The organism is Thiorhodospira sibirica ATCC 700588, from assembly GCF_000227725.2.
GTDB lineage: Bacteria > Pseudomonadota > Gammaproteobacteria > Ectothiorhodospirales > Ectothiorhodospiraceae > Thiorhodospira > Thiorhodospira sibirica.
In genome coordinates this window covers 2230933-2249580 of record NZ_MU255056.1, presented here as the reverse complement: position 1 = coordinate 2249580, position 18648 = coordinate 2230933, and the positions used below count along the sequence as shown (strand labels likewise).

10 protein-coding genes and 1 tRNA gene are annotated in these 18648 nt (G+C 58.6%); 7 read left to right on the top strand and 4 right to left on the bottom strand.

What is annotated here, in order from left to right; translation table 11 throughout:
• Positions 1 to 3 precede the first annotated feature (3 nt).
• Positions 4 to 5853 (top strand): hybrid sensor histidine kinase/response regulator, encoded by a 5850-nt coding sequence (locus THISIDRAFT_RS10480; protein WP_006786024.1) that lies wholly within the window; start codon positions 4 to 6, stop codon positions 5851 to 5853.
• A gap of 40 nt (positions 5854 to 5893) precedes the next feature.
• On the opposite strand, the gene hypE is transcribed toward THISIDRAFT_RS10480, so the two are convergent.
• Together hypE and THISIDRAFT_RS10470 are read right to left on the bottom strand one after the other, a co-directional pair.
• Entirely contained in the window at positions 5894 to 6913 is a 1020-nt protein-coding gene (hypE, locus tag THISIDRAFT_RS10475; protein WP_006786023.1) for a hydrogenase expression/formation protein HypE, read from the bottom strand.
• An 88-nt stretch (positions 6914 to 7001) separates the two neighbouring features.
• Positions 7002 to 7077 (bottom strand) — tRNA-Thr (locus THISIDRAFT_RS10470).
• A 145-nt stretch (positions 7078 to 7222) separates the two neighbouring features.
• Here THISIDRAFT_RS10470 and THISIDRAFT_RS10465 point away from each other — a divergent pair.
• Positions 7223 to 8524, top strand: coding sequence for an ISNCY family transposase (locus tag THISIDRAFT_RS10465; protein ID WP_006786022.1), 1302 nt, complete (start codon positions 7223 to 7225; stop codon positions 8522 to 8524).
• Positions 8525 to 8654: 130 nt separating this feature from the next.
• On the opposite strand, the gene THISIDRAFT_RS10460 is transcribed toward THISIDRAFT_RS10465, so the two are convergent.
• Positions 8655 to 10139: an ATP-binding protein gene (locus tag THISIDRAFT_RS10460; protein ID WP_246585373.1), complete on the bottom strand. Its 1485-nt coding sequence runs from the start codon at positions 10137 to 10139 to the stop codon at positions 8655 to 8657.
• An 84-nt stretch (positions 10140 to 10223) separates the two neighbouring features.
• Between THISIDRAFT_RS10460 and THISIDRAFT_RS10455 the strand changes: the two genes are divergently transcribed.
• From THISIDRAFT_RS10455 to sixA, 4 genes are all read left to right on the top strand, one after another.
• Positions 10224 to 11252 (top strand): hypothetical protein, encoded by a 1029-nt coding sequence (locus THISIDRAFT_RS10455; RefSeq protein WP_006786020.1) that lies wholly within the window; start codon positions 10224 to 10226, stop codon positions 11250 to 11252.
• Positions 11253 to 11472: 220 nt separating this feature from the next.
• The gene (locus THISIDRAFT_RS10450; RefSeq protein WP_139063927.1) at positions 11473 to 12174 is read left to right on the top strand and encodes a hypothetical protein; all 702 of its coding nucleotides are present in this window, start codon (positions 11473 to 11475) and stop codon (positions 12172 to 12174) included.
• Between the two features lie 52 nt (positions 12175 to 12226).
• Positions 12227 to 13867 carry a glucose-6-phosphate isomerase gene (gene pgi, locus THISIDRAFT_RS10445; protein ID WP_006786018.1) on the top strand — a complete coding sequence of 547 codons (1641 nt, stop codon included), beginning with the start codon at positions 12227 to 12229 and terminating at the stop codon, positions 13865 to 13867.
• Positions 13867 to 14424: a phosphohistidine phosphatase SixA gene (gene sixA, locus THISIDRAFT_RS10440; protein ID WP_006786017.1), complete on the top strand. Its 558-nt coding sequence runs from the start codon at positions 13867 to 13869 to the stop codon at positions 14422 to 14424. The genes pgi and sixA overlap by 1 nt, the downstream gene beginning before the upstream one ends.
• Here sixA and THISIDRAFT_RS10435 read toward each other — a convergent pair.
• A complete protein-coding gene (locus THISIDRAFT_RS10435) occupies positions 14414 to 15610 on the bottom strand; it encodes a DUF5610 domain-containing protein (protein ID WP_006786016.1) in 1197 nt (398 codons plus the stop codon). The two genes, sixA and THISIDRAFT_RS10435, sit on opposite strands and share 11 nt — an antisense overlap.
• A gap of 74 nt (positions 15611 to 15684) precedes the next feature.
• On the opposite strand from THISIDRAFT_RS10435, the gene THISIDRAFT_RS10430 reads away from it, so the two are divergent.
• The gene (locus THISIDRAFT_RS10430) at positions 15685 to 18354 is read left to right on the top strand and encodes a protein kinase domain-containing protein (RefSeq protein ID WP_159098491.1); all 2670 of its coding nucleotides are present in this window, start codon (positions 15685 to 15687) and stop codon (positions 18352 to 18354) included.
• Positions 18355 to 18648: the final 294 nt, after the last annotated feature.

Here is an 18648-nt window from a genome sequence, read left to right as displayed (position 1 = left end):
GCCGTGACCCAGGACGCAAGCACAGCTTACAATCCCCTGCATTTTGTACGGCAGGAGCTTGACGCGCTTCTCGATGAGACGCGTGCTGCGCTTGAGTGTTATCTGGAGGATACCCACCAGACCGATCGTCTGTATGAGGCCCTGCTGCTGCTCAATCAGGGCCACGGCGTTTTGCAGATGCTGGAGCTTTCCGGGGCGGCGATGCTGGTGCAGGAAATGGCGCTATTGCTCGATAGCGTGCGCCGTGGCGAGGTCACGCAACCCGACGATGCCTTTGAGGCCTTGATGCGCGGCATCCTGCAACTGCCTGATTATCTGGAACATATCCAGATGGGGCATCAGGACGCCCCCATTGTGCTGTTGCCACTGCTCAACGATCTGCGCACCCTGCGCAATGTCTCACCCCTTTCTGCACACGTTCTATTTTTCCCGGATATTCAGACGGTCAAGGTTCCCCAGGCGCAGGCCGCTGTGCCCAGCGGCCCGATGCCGGAACTGGCCAAGCGCGCCCGCAGTGCCTTTCAGCTGAGTCTGCTCGGTGTGTTGCGCAATGAAGAGGTAGACACCGCCTTGCGGCGTATGGTGGGAGTGTTTGATCACCTTTTTCGTGCCGCCGCCGAAACGCCGTCCCGTCGCCTGTTCTGGATTGGCGGCGCCTTAGCGGAATCACTGGCCCAACAGGGATTGGCCCTGGATGCCACGGTCAAGCAGCTGCTAAGCCATATTGATCGTGCCTTGCGTCTGCTCACGGAGGAGGGAGAGGCACAGCTTGCCCGCTCGGTCTCTGCAGAACTCATTAAAACCCTGCTGTATTACATCGCCCGCAGTACCTCAGAAGGGCCCCGGGTGCGCTCGGTCAAGCAGGCCTTCCGTCTGCATGATCTGCTCCCCCAGGGCGAAAATCTGCAGATGCTGATGGAAAGCATCCGTCGCCCGAATCTGGCCTTGCTCTCCACCGTTTCCCAGGCCATCCGCGAAGACCTCACTGAGGTCAAGGATATGCTGGATATGTTCATGCACAGCTCACAGCGCCCGGTGGATGAGCTGTTGCCTTTGGTGGGCCGATTAAAACGCATCGCCGATACCCTGGAGATGCTGGGGATGCAGGAAACCCGAGAGCTGGCCTTGCGTGAAGCGCGCATCATTGAAGGACTTACCCAAAGCCAGCAGCTTGATGAACGCTTGTTGATGCAGGCCGCCGGCGAGATGCTCAATATTGAGGCCGCGATCAATACCCTGCTGGCCTCACGCCGGGCACCGAGTCCCTATCAGCAGACGCTGCCAGAAACCCTGGTCGGCATGTCGGCGGGGGAATCACGCGCTGTGGTTTTATGTCTGCTGCAAGAGATGCGTCAGGACATGGACAAGGCCAAGGCCCTGATGCTGGGCTTTTATGGCCGCCCGGAGCAGTTTGCCTTGCTGGCGGAGGTTCCGGTATTGCTTAACGGGGTGCGCGGGGCCTTGGCAATTCTTAATCTGCAAGGCGGTGCCGAGCTTCTGGCCACCTTGCAAACAGCCATGCAAGGGCTGGTCTTATGTGGTCCGGACGGCTTCAATGAAACCACCTTCAATACCCTGGCAGATGCCATCACCGGCCTTGATTTTTATCTGGAGGCCCTGGCCGAGGGCCATGATGACCCGGATATCGGGCTTGCGTTTTTACGCGAGAGTCTGGCGCACTTAAGCGCATCAAGCCCCCGCGCTGCGGTCGCCACGGCGGTGCCTGAGTCGGATGCAGCCAGCGTTTCAGCCTATCGACAGGATCAGCTTGGAGTCCTTGCCATGTCGCAACCCACCACCACCTTTCCGGCGGAATATGCCGTGCTGGCTGGGGATGCCGATCCCGAAATCCTGGAAGTGTTCCAGGAAGAAGTACAAGAGGAGATCGAGCGGCTGTATGACTACGTGCCCCGCTGGCGTGTCAATACCAGTGATGAACAGGCGCTGCATACGATTCGGCGCTCCTTTCACACCTTAAAGGGCAGTGGCCGTCTGGTCGGGGCACAGCTCATCGGTGAGTTTTCCTACGCCCTGGAATATCTGCTGGGTCGGGTGATTGATAAATCCCTAAGCCCCAGCCCGGCGCTTTTTGAGCTCCTGGATGAAGCCCTCGCCACCCTTCCCAAGCTGGTGGCCCAACTGGAGCACGCAGACAGCGTACCTTTGCCACGGGCCTGCGAGTTGATCATCAGTGCCCGCACCTTGGCGGGAATTATTCCAGCCGCGGCGAAAACCACAGAAGACGACAGCCCTGCCGTTACCTCCGCTGCAGCGACAAGCGACACTCCAGACAGCAGCGCCGAGGTCAGCGCCACAACAGCGCCCGCTGAGGCCACTGCAGAGGAAGCGCCCACGCCGCACAGCGAATCCCTGATCCTGGGCAGCGATCTGGAAGATGCGCCCTTTGTATTGATGGATACGCAACCCCCTCAGGTAGCCCTATCGACAAGGGATCACGCGGAGCCGCCCAGTGATCTAGGGAATATAAACAGGGATGCCGCGACACTGGGCGAAGCAGACGCCGAAGCCGCAGCGTTGCTTGAGGTATCGCCCGAAGCAGCGGCTGCCCTTGCCACCCCGGCAGCGCCCGCACCATGGGACGCCGAGCACCCGCCCGGCAGTGAAAAAGCCACCTTAAGCCCCCCCGCGCCAACACCGCAAATGGATGCTGGCCTGTTTGACATCTTCCGTAACGAGACCGAGCAGCATCTGCAAACCCTGTCCGTGCTGCTGGAAGATTCCATTGCCAGTCTTGGTGATTTACCCATCAAGCAGGAATTTTTGCGCGCCTTGCATACCCTCAATGGCAGTGCGCGCACCGCCGAGGTGCCCTCGATTTCTGTGGTGTGTGCGCCGATTGAACGCTATGCCAAGGCGCGAGCGGAAGTCGGCCTGCCATTTCCCGATACGGCCTTTCCCTTATTACAGCAGGTCATCACCTATATTCGTCAGGTGCTGGCCGCGCTGGCCAGTACCGACACCCCCATCCCGCAAAACCCCGAGCTGCAGCAGGCCATTGATCAATTGCTGGAGACGGAACTCAAGCGCCAGGAACATGACCATGCCGCGTGGTCAGCGGTGGAAAGCTGGCTCAAGCCCTTGCCTGAACTGACCGAGCCGGCCAGTCACAGCCATATCGCCTATACCGCCCCGGCGCCGACGGCTACCAAAGCCACGCCCGCACCACCGCCGCCCCCGGCAAGCCCTGAGACACCGCCAGCCGCCGCCGCAATACCCGCAGCGCCAATACCGGCAACCCCAGCGGATGTAGCGCAACCGGTGGCTGCGCCGGAAGCCTCTGCCCCTGCGGTTGCCCCTGCCGCAGAGGTTTCACCGGCACACGAACCTAACCAGCCCTACGACGAAGATCAGGAACTGGTCGATATCTTTCTGGAAGAAGGCGTCGAGATTCTGGAAAAAACCGAACAGATTCTGCAGGCCTGGTCCATGGATCTGGGCAGCCGTGACATCATCACCGACTTACAGCGCCAGTTGCACACCCTCAAGGGCAGCTCACGCATGGCCGGCTTTACCCACATTGGCACCCTGAGCCATAGTGTGGAAACCCTCATGATTGCCGTGTCTGAAGGTCAGCGCTCGCCCGATAAAGCCCTGCTCAACGTGATTCATCTAGCGATGGACAGTCTTAGCGCCATGCTTGAACAGGCACAAAAAAAGCAGCCGATCTATCCAGACACCGCGATGGTTGTCCTGCTGGAAGGCGTGCGCAGCGGTCAGGCAGCAACGACGACGCACCCTCCGGCGGGTGCCTCACCACCTACAATCGCTGTTCCTGGTGCGCACGCGCCGGGAAAATCTGAGCCGGTCGGGGAAACAGTTGCCACCCCCGACCGGGGGGACACGGCAACCAAGGGCGCTAACGCACAAGAATTGGTGCGGGTGCGTTCTGATGTGCTCGATAATCTGGTCAACTATGCCGGCGAGGTGAACATCTATCACTCGCGCCTGGAGCAGCAGATCACCAGCTTTGGCTTCAATCTGGCCGAATTTGCGCAAACCGTGTTGCGCCTGCGTGAGCAGTTGCGCAAGCTGGAGATGGAAACCGAATCCCAGATTCTGTTTCGCCATGAAGCCTTGCCACCCGCCTTGGGCGCGCCGAGCCCCAGCTCCGCACCATTGAACGCCGGGCACCTGCCCGGCAGTGAAAAACCCAGCGAAACGCCCACAGCACCGCCGGTAGCCTCTTCTGCCAGCGTGACCCAGGCAAGCAAACCCACCTTTGATCCGCTGGAGATGGATCGCTACTCCAACATTCAGCAGCTTTCCCGTGCCTTGGCCGAAAGCGTCAGTGATCTCAGCAGCATTCAGGAAATCCTGGCCGAACAGGTGCGTGACACCGAAACCCTGCTGTTGCAGCAATCACGCATCAGCACCGACCTGCAAGAGGGCCTGATGCGCACCCGCATGGTGCAATTTGGCACCCTTACCACCCGCTTGCGACGCATCGTGCGGCAAACCTCAGGCGAGCTGGGCAAGCAGGCTGAATTATTCATTGATGGCGAGCACAGCGAGCTGGATCGTTCTGTGCTGGAACGCATGATTGCCCCCCTGGAACACATGCTGCGCAACGCGATTTCTCATGGCATTGAAGCCCCGGACATTCGCGCCCAGCGCAGCAAGCCGCCCGTGGGCAGTGTGCGTTTGCGGGTTAACCGCGAAGGTTCTGAGGTCGTCATTCAGGTACAAGATGACGGCGGCGGGATCAGCGTGGAACTGGTGCGGGCCAAGGCCATCAAGCTGGGACTGCTCTCGCCTGCGGAGGTCTTGCCCGATCAGGAGATCATGCAGTTTATCCTGGAATCTGGGTTTTCCACCGCGCAGAAAGTGAGCCAAATTGCCGGGCGGGGCGTGGGCATGGATGTGGTCAATACCGAAATCAAGCAACTCGGCGGGGTCATGAGCATTGATACGGTGCTTGGCCAAGGCACCACCTTTACCATTCGCCTGCCCTTTACCCTGGCCATCAATCAGGCCCTGCTGGTACAGGCCGGTGAAGATATTTATGCCATTGCCCTATCCAGCATCGAAGGCATCGTGCGCATCCGCACCGATGAACTCACCGCCTATTATCAAAGCGAAAACCCGCTTTATCCCTACGCCGGGCATCGCTACGAAGTCAAACATCTGGGGGCTTTGTTGGGCGTTTCGCAGCCGCGTTTGCTGTATCCGCAGGCGATGTTTCCGATGATGCTGGTGCGCTCTGGCGAAAACCGCATCGCCCTGCAAGTGGATAGCCTGCTCGGCAGTCGGGAAGTGGTGGTCAAACCGGTGGGGCCACAGATCGGCAAGGTCAAGGGCATCTCTGGGGCCACGATTTTAGGCGATGGACGGGTCATTTTGATTCTGGATATTCCGGCCCTGGTGCGCATGGGTTCCGGTTTGCGTCTGGATTATCGCCAGGCCCTGGCCCCTGCCAATTCTGAAACGAGCATCGAGATGGCGATACAAGGCACCGTGATGGTTGTGGACGACTCCATCACCATTCGCAAAGTCACCTCGCGTATGCTCAAACGCCATCATTATGAGGTCTTAACCGCCAAGGATGGGCTGGATGCTGTGGCGCAATTACAGGAAAGCCTGCCCGACATCATCCTGCTCGACATTGAAATGCCGCGCATGGATGGCTATGAGTTGGCCAGCCATATCCGCAATGACAGCCGCCTGCGCCACCTGCCGATCATCATGGTCACCTCACGCACCGGCGAAAAACACCGCGCCCGCGCCCTGGAAATCGGCGTCAACCGCTATCTGGCTAAACCCTACCAGGAAGCCGACTTGCTCCAGCACGTCCAGACCCTGCTCAAAGAGCGCCCCACCGCGCTGGCGGTGTAGCCAACTGCCCACCGCTTGGATTTTCTTTGTGGATGAATGCTCAGCAGATACGCGGCAAGGGATCATCTTCCAGCTCGGGCAAAATACGTTGCCCGCCCAGCGCTGTATGCAAAATTACCTGTGGTCGTCCCGCCTCCACCGTGCCGATGATCGCCGCCGCTGCGCCTTGCGCCAGCGCCTGCCAGCGTACCAGCACCGTGGCCGCCTGATCTGGCGCCACCACCGCCACCACCCGCCCCTCACAGGCCAGATAATAGGGATCGTAGCCCAAAATCTCGCACACGGTTGCTACCGGATCACGCAGTGGAATCGCCTTTTCCTGCAAATGTACCGTGCATCCCACGCCCTTGGCCACCTCCCAGGCCACCGTCGCCACACCGCCACGGGTCGGATCGCGCAGAAAACGCACCCCCGGCAGCTCGCGCAATGCCCGCGCCAATGGCACCACGCTGGCACAGTCAGAATACACCTCGCCGCGCAGGCCAAATTGTTCACGCGCCAGCATCACCGCCGTGCCATGATCGCCCACCGGCCCGCTGACTAAAATCACATCACCGGGCTGAATTTGCGCCATGTTCCAATGCAGCCCGACCGGCCTGACTCCGATGCCTGTGGTTGCCAGATACAAACCACTGCCCTCGCCTTTGGGCAATACCTTGGTATCCCCAGCCACCACCTGCACCCCGCAGGCTTTTGCCGCCTGCGCCAAATCCTCAATCAGACGCTTGAGCAGCGCATACTCCAGCCCCTCCTCAATCAAGGCATTCAGGGTCAAATAACAGGGATCAGCCCCGGCAACCGCCAGATCGTTCACCGTACCATGCACCGCCAGCGAACCAATGCTTCCACCGGGAAACTCCAAGGGTTTGACAATAAACCCATCGGTGGTCACCACCACAACCCCCTCCGGTAATACCAGCGGCGCCGCATCACTCTGCATCTCTGGCGTATCCATACCCAAAGGCGCCATAAACACCGAGGCAATCAACGCCTGCATCAAGCGCCCGCCGTTACCGTGCGCCAGTGAAATATAGTCTGGAGTGGGATGAAGAGATGACATGACGAGGGCCTGATCAGGTAAAACGCAGACAACGCCAGAAGCAAGGCGTCAGATCGCATCAAATGGAAGGCATGTATAGCTGTGTGTATGGTGCCGACGCGCAGAATCGAACTGCGGACCTACCGATTACGAATCGGTTGCTCTACCATCTGAGCTACGTCGGCCTTGCTGCAGGAAAGGCGCAGTATCATATACGAAACACCAGAGAAAATTCAAGACTCCGCTCGCCAATGTGTTAGCCCAAAGCAGTAATGTCCCCTTCGTCCAATTCTAAAATGTCCCCTTTATATTTAAGCGGGAGGGGCACGCATGACGAAGGAGCACATTACGATGAGTCACAAAGAAATTGACCGACTAGAGATGATTCAGGCGGTGGCGAACAAGCATCTGCGGCAGGCCGAGGCGGCCCAGCGCCTGGGGTTGAGCGTGCGCCAGGTCAAGCGCCTGGTTCGCCGCTATCGTGAGCATGGGGCGACAGGGCTACGCAGTGGCCACCGTGGCCGACGTCCCAATAACGCCATTGCCGAGACAGTACGCCAGGAGGTGCTCGCCTTGGTCAAGACGCACTACACCGACTTTGGCCCCACCCTGGCCTGCGAAAAGCTGGCCGAGCGCCATGGTCATCATCTCTCGGTCGAGACCCTGCGCCAGTGGATGGTGGCCGATGGGCTATGGCAGCCCAAGCAACGCAAGCAAGCCCGCATTCATCAGCGCCGTCCACGCCGCCCCTGCCTGGGGGAGCTCATTCAAATCGACGGCTCGCCCCATGACTGGTTTGAGGTGCGCGGCCCGCGCTGTACCCTGATTGTGTTCATCGACGACGCCACAGGGCGCCTGATGGCCCTGCGCTTCGTGCCCGCCGAGACCACCCAGGCCTACATGGAGACCCTACAGCAATACCTGGATCAGCACGGACGTCCGGTGGCCCTCTACTCAGACAAACACAGCATCTTCCGTGTCAATCATCCTGAGCACGACGGGGAGCTGACCCAGTTTTCCCGCGCCCTCAAGACCCTCGACATCGCCGCCATTCATGCCAACACGCCTCAGGCCAAGGGGCGGGTGGAGCGGGCCAACCAGACCCTGCAAGACCGTTTGGTCAAGGAGCTGCGCCTGCGTGAGATCTCGGACATCGACGCCGCCAACGCCTTCCTCCCCACCTTCATGGCCGACTTCAACGCCCGCTTCGCCGTCGAGCCACAAAGCCCCCAGGATGCCCACCGACCGGTGCTGCACAGCCCCGAGGAGCAGGCCCTCATCCTTTGCCTGCACCATACCCGTAAGCTCTCCAAGAACCTTTGCTTCCAGTTCAAGAACCGGGAATATCAGCTTCAGGGACAGGGCAAGGGCTACCGCCTGCGGGGTGCCACCCTCACCGTCTGCGAGGCCTTCGACGGCACCATCACCCTCCTGCACCAGGGGCACATCATGCCTTACCGTCTGTTGGCTGAGGGCGAACCGCCCACACCGCTGGATGATGAAAAAAGTGTCCACCACAGCGTCGACCAGGCCAAGGCAAAACAGACCGCCAAGCCAACCTACAAACCGGCGCCGGACCACCCTTGGAGAGGTCGGGGCAACATCACTCCGGCACCAGCCCAAACACCATAACCACGCATTCTACGGGGGACACTTCTGCTTTGCACAAAAGGGGACTTTTCTGAATTGGGTTGACAGACTTTTCTGAATTGGGTTGACAGCCGCTCGCCAACCGTTTTACAGTCAAGGCCACCTTTGCGAATCAAGATGCACTGCAAAGCGGCAGTTGCAGCTGTATCCAGACGCCGCCCAGTGGTGAGTGGTGTGCCTGGATCGTGCCTTCGTGGGCGTGTGCGATGTTTTTGCAAATCGCCAGGCCCAGGCCGCTGCCGCCGCTTTGTTGATTGCGTGAGTTTTCTACCCGGTATAGCGGTTCACAGAGACGCGATAAGCTGCTGTCGGCAACGCCGGGGGCGCTGTCCTGAAAATCAATAGACAGCGTGGTTTTGTCGTGGTGCAGGCGGATGAGGAGTTGTCCGCCGCGCTGAGTGTAATGCAGGCTGTTATGTAGCAGGTTGTTAAACAGCTGTGCCAGGCGCCCCGCATCGGCCAGCACGCTGACGGGGTGGGTCTGTGTGATCTCAAGTGCGAGTGCCAGCCCAGCTTCAGCAAAGGCCGGGCGCAAGGCATCGACGGCCTCGGCCAGCAGCACGGCCGGTTGTATGTGCGCCTTGCGATAGCTTAAAGCCCCCAGATCCGACAATGACAGCTCATGCAGGTCATTAACCAGTCGCCCCAGACGTTCCACATCCTGATGCAGTGAGTCCAGCGCCGCCTGATCCAAAGGCCGCACGCCATCCTGCAAGGCTTCGATATGTGCCCGTAACAGACTCAAGGGGGTGCGTAATTCATGAGAAATATCGGCAATCCAGCGCCGCCGGGCCAATTCATTACGCGCCAGGGTCTCGGCCAAGGCATTGATATCACGTCCTAGCTGTCCCAACTCATCGCGGCTGTGGACGGCGACGCGCTGGCTGTAATCACCGCAGGCCTGGCGGCGTGTGGTGTGTTGATATTCCAGCACCGGGCGCACCAGATGTTTGGCCAACGGAAAGGCCAGGGCGGCGGTGAGCATCATCATAAAGAGGCCAAATAATAACAAGGCATTGCGTTGACGCTCACGAAAGCGCAGCTCGCCCAATTCAGAAATGGAAGGCCCAGGCAGCAAGGCCAGTTCGCCGATGCGCTGCGTATCCAGCACAATGGGGATGCGTCGAGCCTCGCGCAACAATTCCGGGCGGGCATAAATGATAGCCCCTTGTGCATCAAGTAACATCAGGCGCAATTCCAGGGGGCGATGCCGTCTGCCCTGTTGTTGCGCCTGCAGGGTACGCTGCGGCGGCCAGGCATGCGGGGGGTCCTCCGGATGATAGCGTAACCAGCCGGGCATTCTGGCCGGCGGGTCATGCGCCCAGCCGGGATAGTGCAAAAACTCACCACGCCCACTGAGAATCCCTAGCCACAGCGCGGGGTTGGCTTTCAAGGGCTCCCAACTGCCATGATACAAATACAGCTGACTCAAGCGTTCGCGGATGTGTGTAATGCGTTCTTGCTGGCGGGTTTCAGCCAGTTCCACCAAGCCTGCCTCAAACGACCAGCGCATCAGTGCCAGCATTCCCAACACCACCAGACACACTGCCAGCAGCAGCGTCAGAAAAACTTTGGTGCGGATGGAGAAAAACATCATGTATTCCTCTTAAAAATAAAGATTGCGCCCGTTGTGTATTGCGGTGCAGACTTGGCAGCACAGTGATTGCGAGAGGGGCGAGCGATGCGTATTCAACGGGGTGATCTCGACAGTGCGGTAGATCAAGGCTTGCTGCAGGCTTCACAAGCCGAGGCGTTGTGGCAATTCTGGCAGGCACGTGGACGTCACCGCCCCGCCTTGCAGCTTTCCCATGTACTGTATTATCTCGGCGGCATGATGGCCATCAGTGCCATGACCTTGTTTATGACCCTGGCCTGGGAGCTGCTCGGCGGTCTGGGGCTGTTCATCATTGCGCTATTATATGGCGTCCTCGCCGTTGCCCTGACCGAATATTTATTGGCGCGGGATCTGCGCATTCCTGCCGGATTGACCGCAGCACTTGGCGTGGCATTGGTTCCGCTGGCGGTCTATGGCCTGCAAAAAGCCCTTTCGCTGTGGCCCGATGATGCGATCTATCGCAATTATCACGAGATCATCTCCTGGCGCTGGATCTTTATGGAACTGGCCACCCTGGTCGCAGCCGCCATTGCTTTTTGGCGCTATCGCCTGCCCTTTCTGATTTTTCCGGTGGCAATTACGCTCTGGTATCTGAGCATGGATCTGGTGCCGTTTTTGTTTGATATGCAAATGAACTGGGAATTGCGCCGCGATTTTTCCCTCTGGTTTGGTCTGGGGATGCTGCTGCTGGCCTTTGGCGTGGATATGCGTTATGGCCGCGACCTGGATTATGCGTTCTGGCTGTATCTGTTTGGGATGCTAGCCTTCTGGTTTGGCCTGAGCCTGCGCGGCTCGGAAAGTGAACTGGCCAAACTGGCCTATTGCCTGATCAATGTGGGGCTATTGTTGATCGGCACCATGCTGCGCCGCCGGGTGTTTGTGATTTTTGGCGCCATCGGCGTATTCAGCTATCTGGGTTATCTTTCCTATCGCGTCTTTGCTGACAGCCTCCTGTTCCCCGTGTTTCTTTCTTTCAGCGGCTTGCTCATCATCGGTCTGGGGATTTTATGGCAACGTCACGAGCAGCGCATCGGTGCAGCGATGCGCCTGTACCTTCCCGCCCGTTTGCGCCGCGTGATTGAATCCGGCGAATGAGTGGCATGAGGGCATGGCGTCCTCCTGAATAATCACACGGTTTGGCACACTTGGCCCCATGCCACGCCTGATGATCGTATACATCGGCGCTGGGGTGAGCGGCGTAAGGGTCAAGTTTTGCTAAACTAAACGGGCCACGATGCCATGTTGATCAATAACGGTGCCATACTACTTCTTAAACCTAAACCAGCCGCGTGCAGCGCGCGCGTGGAGAATGACCTTGATCCGGTTCAGAGTGTCCATGGCGGTGAAATACTTCCTGGGTTTGACCTTGATGCAAATCATTGCCGCAGCGATGATGGCTATCTGGTGGCAGATGCCTTCGCTGGAGATGGCGGTAATCTTTGCTGGTCTGCTGTTGACCACTAATTTTTTTGCGACCCTGTGGCTTTCCAGTCTGGCCTGGGGGGATGCCCGCGAGATTCGCGCCAAGCTGGATGCCAAATATAAAGAGGAAATCCTCAAAATCCGCGCCGAACACCGCGAAACCCTGTTGAAAATGGAAACCGAGCATAAGGACGCGCTGGCCAAGGCGAAACAGGATCTCAGCCGTGAGCGCGACCGCCAAAAGCTGCAGGTCGAGCGGGAAACCGCCAAGGCGGTGGAACAGGCCCGCAAGGCGGCCAGCAAGGAAACCGGACGGATTCAGGCCAAGGCCAATATGAAGGTCGGCACAGCGGTGGTGGGGGTGGTGGGCCTGGGGGGGATGCTCCTGCTAACCCAGCTGATGTCTTTGGGGGTGGTCTTGATGGCTGCTTCTGGCGGGGCGCTGGGTGGCTATGTCTGGCGTCTGCGTCACGAATCGCGGCGGCGTAATCAGCAGGCGCTGGATACCCAGCAAGTCCCGATCAGTGCCCGCATCATCAACCGGGCTAACCCCAAGGTCATGCCAGATACAAACACTCAGGACGTGCATCGTTAATTCGTTGAACGCGCCTCATGCGGAATGTTAAAACCTGAATGGATCACATGCTATGCCTATACATCAAAGCCCTGCCTGGCAGGCCCTGAGTACACATTACCATGCCATAAAAGACCTGCATCTGCGCGAGCTGTTTACCCAGGATACGCAGCGTTTTGCGCGCTTTTCGCGGCGTTTTGAAGATATTTTGCTGGATTTTTCCAAAAATCGTATCACCGAAACCACCTTCACGCATTTGCTGGCGTTGGCACGGGAGGCCGATGTCGAAGGGATGCGGGCCCGGCTGTTTGCCGGGGAAGCCATCAACTGTACCGAGCAGCGGGCGGTGCTGCATACGGCGCTGCGCTGTCCGCCGGGGCAGGTGGTCATGACGCAGGGACAAGACGTGATGCCCGAGGTCTTGGCGGTGCGCAAACGCATGGCGGCCTTTGCCGAGGCGGTGCGCGGTGGTCAGTGGCTGGGATTTGACGGCCAGCCGATCTGCGATATCGTCAATATCGGTATCGGCGGCTCGGATCTGGGGCCACTGATGGTGTGTGAGGCGCTCAAGCCCTATGGACACCCGCGCCTGCGGATGCACTTTGTCTCCAATGTGGACAGCACCCATATCACCGAGACACTCAAAGCGCTCAATCCGGCGACGACGCTGTTTATCATTGCCTCCAAAACCTTTACCACCCAGGAAACCCTCACCAACGCGCATACTGCCCGTGCCTGGTTTCTGAAGGCCTGCCCCGATGAGCAGGCGATTGCGCGCCATTTTGTCGCGGTGTCCACAAATCGCGAGGGGGTGATGGCCTTTGGCATTGACCCGCAGCAGATGTTTGAATTCTGGGATTGGGTGGGGGGGCGCTATTCCCTGTGGTCGGCGATTGGTCTGTCCATTGCCCTGTTCATCGGGCCTGAACATTTCGAGGCCCTGCTCAGTGGCGCCCATGCGATGGATCAGCATTTTGCACACGCCCCGCTGAATGACAACCTGCCGGTAATTCTGGCGCTATTGGGGATTTGGTATAACAACTTTTTTGCCGCGAGCAGTCATGCCGTGTTGCCCTATGATCAATATCTGCATCGCTTTCCCGCTTATCTGCAACAGGCGGATATGGAAAGCAACGGCAAAAGTGTCAGCCGTGATGGGCATACTGTGGCCTATGACACCGGCCCGGTGATCTGGGGCGAGCCGGGCACCAATGGACAACATGCCTTCTACCAACTGCTGCATCAGGGAACCCGTCTGATTCCTTGTGATTTTCTGGTGGCCTGCGCGTCACACAACCCGCAGGGCGCACATCATGCCATCCTGCTGGCCAATTGTCTGGCACAAAGCGAGGCGCTGATGCAAGGGCGTAGCCTGCAGGCGGTGTACGCCGAGATGCACGCCAAAGGTATGCCCGAGGCACGCATCCGCGAACTGGCGCCGCATCGGGTATTTACGGGCAATCGGCCCAGCAATACCCTGATGTTTCAGCGCCTCACCCCGCGTACCCTGGGCAGCCTGATTGCCCTGTATGAGCATAAAATCTTTGTGCAAGGGGTGATCTGGAACATCAATTCCTTTGACCAATGGGGCGTTGAGCTGGGCAAACAACTGGCCAATAGCATCTTGCCCGAATTGCAACATCCCCAGCCTATCGACAGCCATGATGCCTCCACCAACGGCTTGATCAATCACTATAAGCAGATGGTTTTTTGATGATGAAAACAGTGCGCGCCAAACGACATACCGGCGGCCACCCACAGGCCCTGTCTTTGATTCTGGTTCGCCATGGCCCGGCCCAGGAACGTGAGGAATTTGCCAAAACGGGTCAGGCCGATTCCCTGCGCCCGCTGACCCCCAAAGGCATGGAGCGCACCCGCCTGGCCAGTGCCAGTTTAGCCAAGCTCTTGGGGCCGGTGGATTATCTGATCACCAGCCCCTATGTGCGGGCCGCGCAAACTGCAGATATTCTGGCCCAATCCCTCACGGTGCAGCAGTCTCTGAAATCCGAACACCTCGCCCCGGAATCCGACCCCGCACATCAAATCGGCTGGCTCAAAGCGGCAGGCTTTAGCGGCATTGTCGTGGTGGTGGGCCATGAACCCAACCTCTCGGAATGGATTGCCTGGCTGCTATGCCCGCACGCCCCGGTGACGGTGGAAATGAAAAAGGGCGCCGCCTGCGCCCTGCATTTCAGCGAAGGTCTGGATCAGTCACAAGCGCAACTGCTATGGCTACTCACCCAGCCACAACTTGCCGCGCTCAAGTGCTGAGTGTGTTGGGTTTAAGCAGGGTATCCAGTAATTGATTAAGGTGCTGCTTCGGGCCTTCGCTGTCTTGGCCATGCAGCGGCAGGGTTTCCTTGAGCAGCGTGTTGAGCATAGCATGAGGTTGCTCGAAGGTCTGGCTCTGGCGCAATTGCTCAGCAGTGCCCATGATGTCGCGGGCAAAATCGGCCAAGGGCATGAAGCCTTGGGCGGCGCTGGCCTGCGAATTGCCGAGTTTAGCCACGTTGCCATAGGCGGCGGTCGCCTGATAGACCTGGGTCTGGCGCAATTCCAGCGCAAAACCGGCAATCTGGCTGCCGTCATAGCCGATGGATAGCGCCTTTTTGAAAGCCTGTTCGATATCGCCCTGATAGAAGCGATCCGCCAGCTTATTGATATTCCCAAACAGCTCGGTCAAGGCGCGCTGCTCTTTGTCGTTAAGATCACCCTCGACACTGAAATCAAGCTGGAAGGCACTGCTTTGCGCGATGTTGAGCTGCATTCCGGCAAGCCCAGCCTGCTGCGTGGCGGAGTGTGTCATCGCCTGCCCCTGGGCGCTGCTTACATTGAGTTTGATCACATCGCCTTCCTGGGTTTTGACCTCCAGGCTAAAGCTGCGTGATTCATACAGGGCGCTGTGCTTATGTATTCCCTGAGACACACCCGCTTGTGGCGGTGGGGCAAACAGACGCTCATGCAATGCCTGCATACCTTCTTTGAGTTTTTCCTCCGTGGCGGTGTAGTTTTTATGAATGTCGCCATTGAATACACCGGCCTTGGACAACACGCCCCGCGCCTCCTGCAAGCCTTGCGCTATGCCCTTGGTGGCCTGCTCATAAAGGTTTTGCAAGCGCTGCACATCAGCGCCATTGGCTTTTTCCTGTTCCAGGCGCTGGCCGACAAAGCCCAGAATGCGCTGTGCGACGGCATCGGGGGAGTAATCCGTGGCGGGTGGCTGCGGCGCGGCGCTTTCATGCTGTGCGGCTTGCGGCGGTTGAAAGCGGGTCGCCAGTTTTTCATAAGCCTTTGCCAGGAGGTCTGCAGCAGCCGGGGACGTCTGCGGCGTGAACGCCGTATTCGGTGGGCGCAGCTGCAAGCCGGGTGCAATGCCAAGGCCGGGGGCCTGGGCCGGGCGTTTACCCAAGCTTGGCAAACCGGGCGGCGAGGAGGATAGCAAGGATAGGGGGTTCATCGGTGACTCCGCGAAAAAGCCAAAGTGTTGGACGGGCGGTCATGCGTCGCGAGACGCGCAATGTTCAAAACGGCTTGGCAGATATATCGGCCGGGAAAGAAAAAGCTGAAGGTTTTTTGCAGGAGTGCTTTAGCTTTCTACAACACAGCCACAGAAATACCGCTCGGCGTTTTCAGGCTTTGACGCGCTGGCTGGTAGCGTCGATCCCAAAGCTTTTGTATTATGGGCGGATTGCTCACCCCGAAAATGGTTTTATGATCAAGCAACCGCTGCTCAGGCAATTACAAACATACAGCCCCCGCTCCGTGATGGTGGTGGCGCTGGGCGTGTTGTTATTGCTGGGAAGTTACGGCCCTTTGCGCGGGCTGGATCAGGGTTTTTTTGCCATAACCAGCACCTTATTGCCCGTCCCCGATGCGGCTGAGCAGCTTGTGCTCATCGCGCTGGATGAACGTGACCTGCACGCACACACGGAGGGACTGTGGTCTTATGCGCGCCTGACCGAGGCACTGGCGGTGTTGCATCAGGCCCAAGCCAGGGTGATCGGCCTGCATCTGCCGCTACATTTACACGCCACCCCCGCCGAACAGCAGGCCCTGTCTGCACAGATCAAGCAACATGGGCAGGTAGTGCTGGCCGTTTATGCCCACCCCACCCCCTCAGACAGCCCGATTGCCAGCGTCCTGCCCCCCCTCAGCAGCCCTGTCAAACGCGCCTGGTACACAAGTCCCTGGCTTGGGCCACTGTTCACCGCCCATCGTGAAATGCCATTGAGCTGGCAACCTGCAACCGCCGCAGAGCCTCTGTTCACCGCCGTCAGCGGGGTGGGCATCGTCGGCAGTTATTATCCTGGGTTTCGTGGCTTTCCCGGCCTCATCGCAACCGATCACGACTGGTTGGCTGGATTTGATGTATTGATGACGGCCTTGAGCCTGCACCAGACACCACAAAATATTGAATTCCGCCAAGGGCGTGGAGTGCGTATAGGCTCGCACTGGCTACCAATGGGGGCCGCAATGGAGTTACGTCCGCTGTCGCCCAAGCGTGATCCGCGTTACGGCTTGCTCAAAACGCACACGCTGCAATCTTTATTGACTCACGGCATTGATCCCTCACAACTGCGCGATCGTAGCGTCATCATCGGCCCGGTGAGCGGCCCACAGGCGCATTATCTGACCTATCAGGGCCTCACTCTGCCTGCCGCCATCTGGAGCGCGTGGAACGTACACACCGCCACCACCGGGGCCGTGCTATATCAGCCTGCCTGGGGCGAAGGACTGCAACGGATATTGCTCATCGCCACCGCACTGGCCTTGTTACTGCTGCCACTGTCCTATTACACCCGCCTGCCCGATGCCTTGGCGCCGCTGGGAGTGTCGTTATTGCTGGTGTTGTGCAGCGCCCTGCTGATGCTGTGGGCACAGGTGATGGTGCCGCTGTTATTGCCGGCCTTGCTGATCCTGCTGGCGCTGGGAAGCTGGCAACTTTACGCAAGGCTCCACGCGGTCCTGTATGCCGATCGTAACAACGCATCCGAGGCATATCGGCAACTCGCCGCCCATCTGCAATCACAGGGGCAACTGGAGCAAGCCTTTGCACTGTATCAACGCTGCACCCAGCAAGATGAGATGATCAAGCAGCAGCTCTATTTGCTAGGACAGGATTTTGAGCGGCGTCGCCTGTATGGCCGCGCCCTGGAGGTATACCGCCATTTAAGCGCCATGGACCCGCACTATCGCGACATCACGGTGCGTTTCCAGCGCCTCAAACCCCTGGCAGACAGCCGCGCCCCCAAACTCAGTCCCGAGACCGTGCATCAGCATCGCGGCAAAGATCTGGTGCTTGACGATAAAAGCCTGGAAAAACCGATGATCGGGCGCTATCAGATTGAGCGACAACTGGGACGCGGGTCGATGGGCGTGGTTTATCTCGGCGCTGACCCCAAGATCAGCCGCAAAGTGGCCATCAAGACCTTGGCATTAAACCGTGAATTTGATCCGGAAGTGCTGGATCAGGTGAAAACGCGCTTTTTCCGTGAGGCCGAGGCCTCCGGGCGCCTTACACATAAAAACATTGTCACCATCTACGATGTGGGCGAAGAGCATGATCTTGCCTTTATCGCCATGGATTTTCTCGAAGGCGTGGCGCTGGACACCTACACCAAAGTCGAAACCCTGCTACCCATTGCCGAGGTGTTAGACATCGGCGCCCAGATTGCCGACGGGCTGGATTACGCCCATCAGCAGCAGGTGATCCACCGTGACATCAAACCCGCCAATGTGATGTATAACCCGGACACCGGCGTGGTGAAAATCACCGATTTTGGCATCGCCAGCCTGCTGGATAACAGCAAAACCCGCACCGGCACCGTGCTCGGCACCCCCGCCTTCATGTCTCCTGAGCAAATCTCGGGGCAGCGGGTGGACGGGCGCAGTGATCTCTTTTCGCTGGGCGTGACCCTGTATTATCTGCTCTGTGCCCGCCTCCCCTTCACCGCCGAGACCATGGCCGGGCTGGTCTATCAAATCACCCAAACCCCGCATGTACCAATCACCGAACAGCGCCCGGAACTTGGGCCACTGATCAACCTGATCATTAACAAATGCCTGCAAAAAGACCCCGAGAAACGCTATCCCTCCGGCGCCGCACTGGCAAAAGCACTGAGGGACTGCATCACCGCCACGAAAAACACCCCGAAAACCGGACAATTCGGCGCCGGTACGCCGTATTACCACGGACATTGATGGATCAGGCGATGCCATAAAACCTCGACACAGGTCGGCGCTGTGCCGTGCGGGATTTTAATAGGGAGCATGGCGCACCGGGCTTCACGCGACTGCCGAGGTGTTTTGCAAGGCGGGCTGATTCATTTTACCTGGCGGGTTTACTCAGAAAACGCGGCAATGATTGCCTTATGCGGTATTTATGTTTAAAATTCGCGATTCTGTGTGGGGCGATGTTTGCTAGCCCTATCATAAAGTAATATCGGCACGCGCTGTGTATCGGGTTTATTTGCCTGAAAACATAAGGATATTTGG

What these genes read in the sequence shown, in the direction of transcription:
- hypE (WP_006786023.1), bottom strand. Translation starts at nt 6,913, where the DNA reads ATGTCATCTCTTCATCCCACTCCAGACTATATTTCACTGGCGCACGGT.
- THISIDRAFT_RS10460 (WP_246585373.1), bottom strand. Translation starts at nt 10,139, where the DNA reads ATGATGTTTTTCTCCATCCGCACCAAAGTTTTTCTGACGCTGCTGCTG.
- THISIDRAFT_RS10465 (WP_006786022.1), top strand. Translation starts at nt 7,223, where the DNA reads ATGACGAAGGAGCACATTACGATGAGTCACAAAGAAATTGACCGACTA.
- THISIDRAFT_RS10455 (WP_006786020.1), top strand. Translation starts at nt 10,224, where the DNA reads ATGCGTATTCAACGGGGTGATCTCGACAGTGCGGTAGATCAAGGCTTG.
- sixA (WP_006786017.1), top strand. Translation starts at nt 13,867, where the DNA reads ATGATGAAAACAGTGCGCGCCAAACGACATACCGGCGGCCACCCACAG.
- pgi (WP_006786018.1), top strand. Translation starts at nt 12,227, where the DNA reads ATGCCTATACATCAAAGCCCTGCCTGGCAGGCCCTGAGTACACATTAC.
- THISIDRAFT_RS10435 (WP_006786016.1), bottom strand. Translation starts at nt 15,610, where the DNA reads ATGAACCCCCTATCCTTGCTATCCTCCTCGCCGCCCGGTTTGCCAAGC.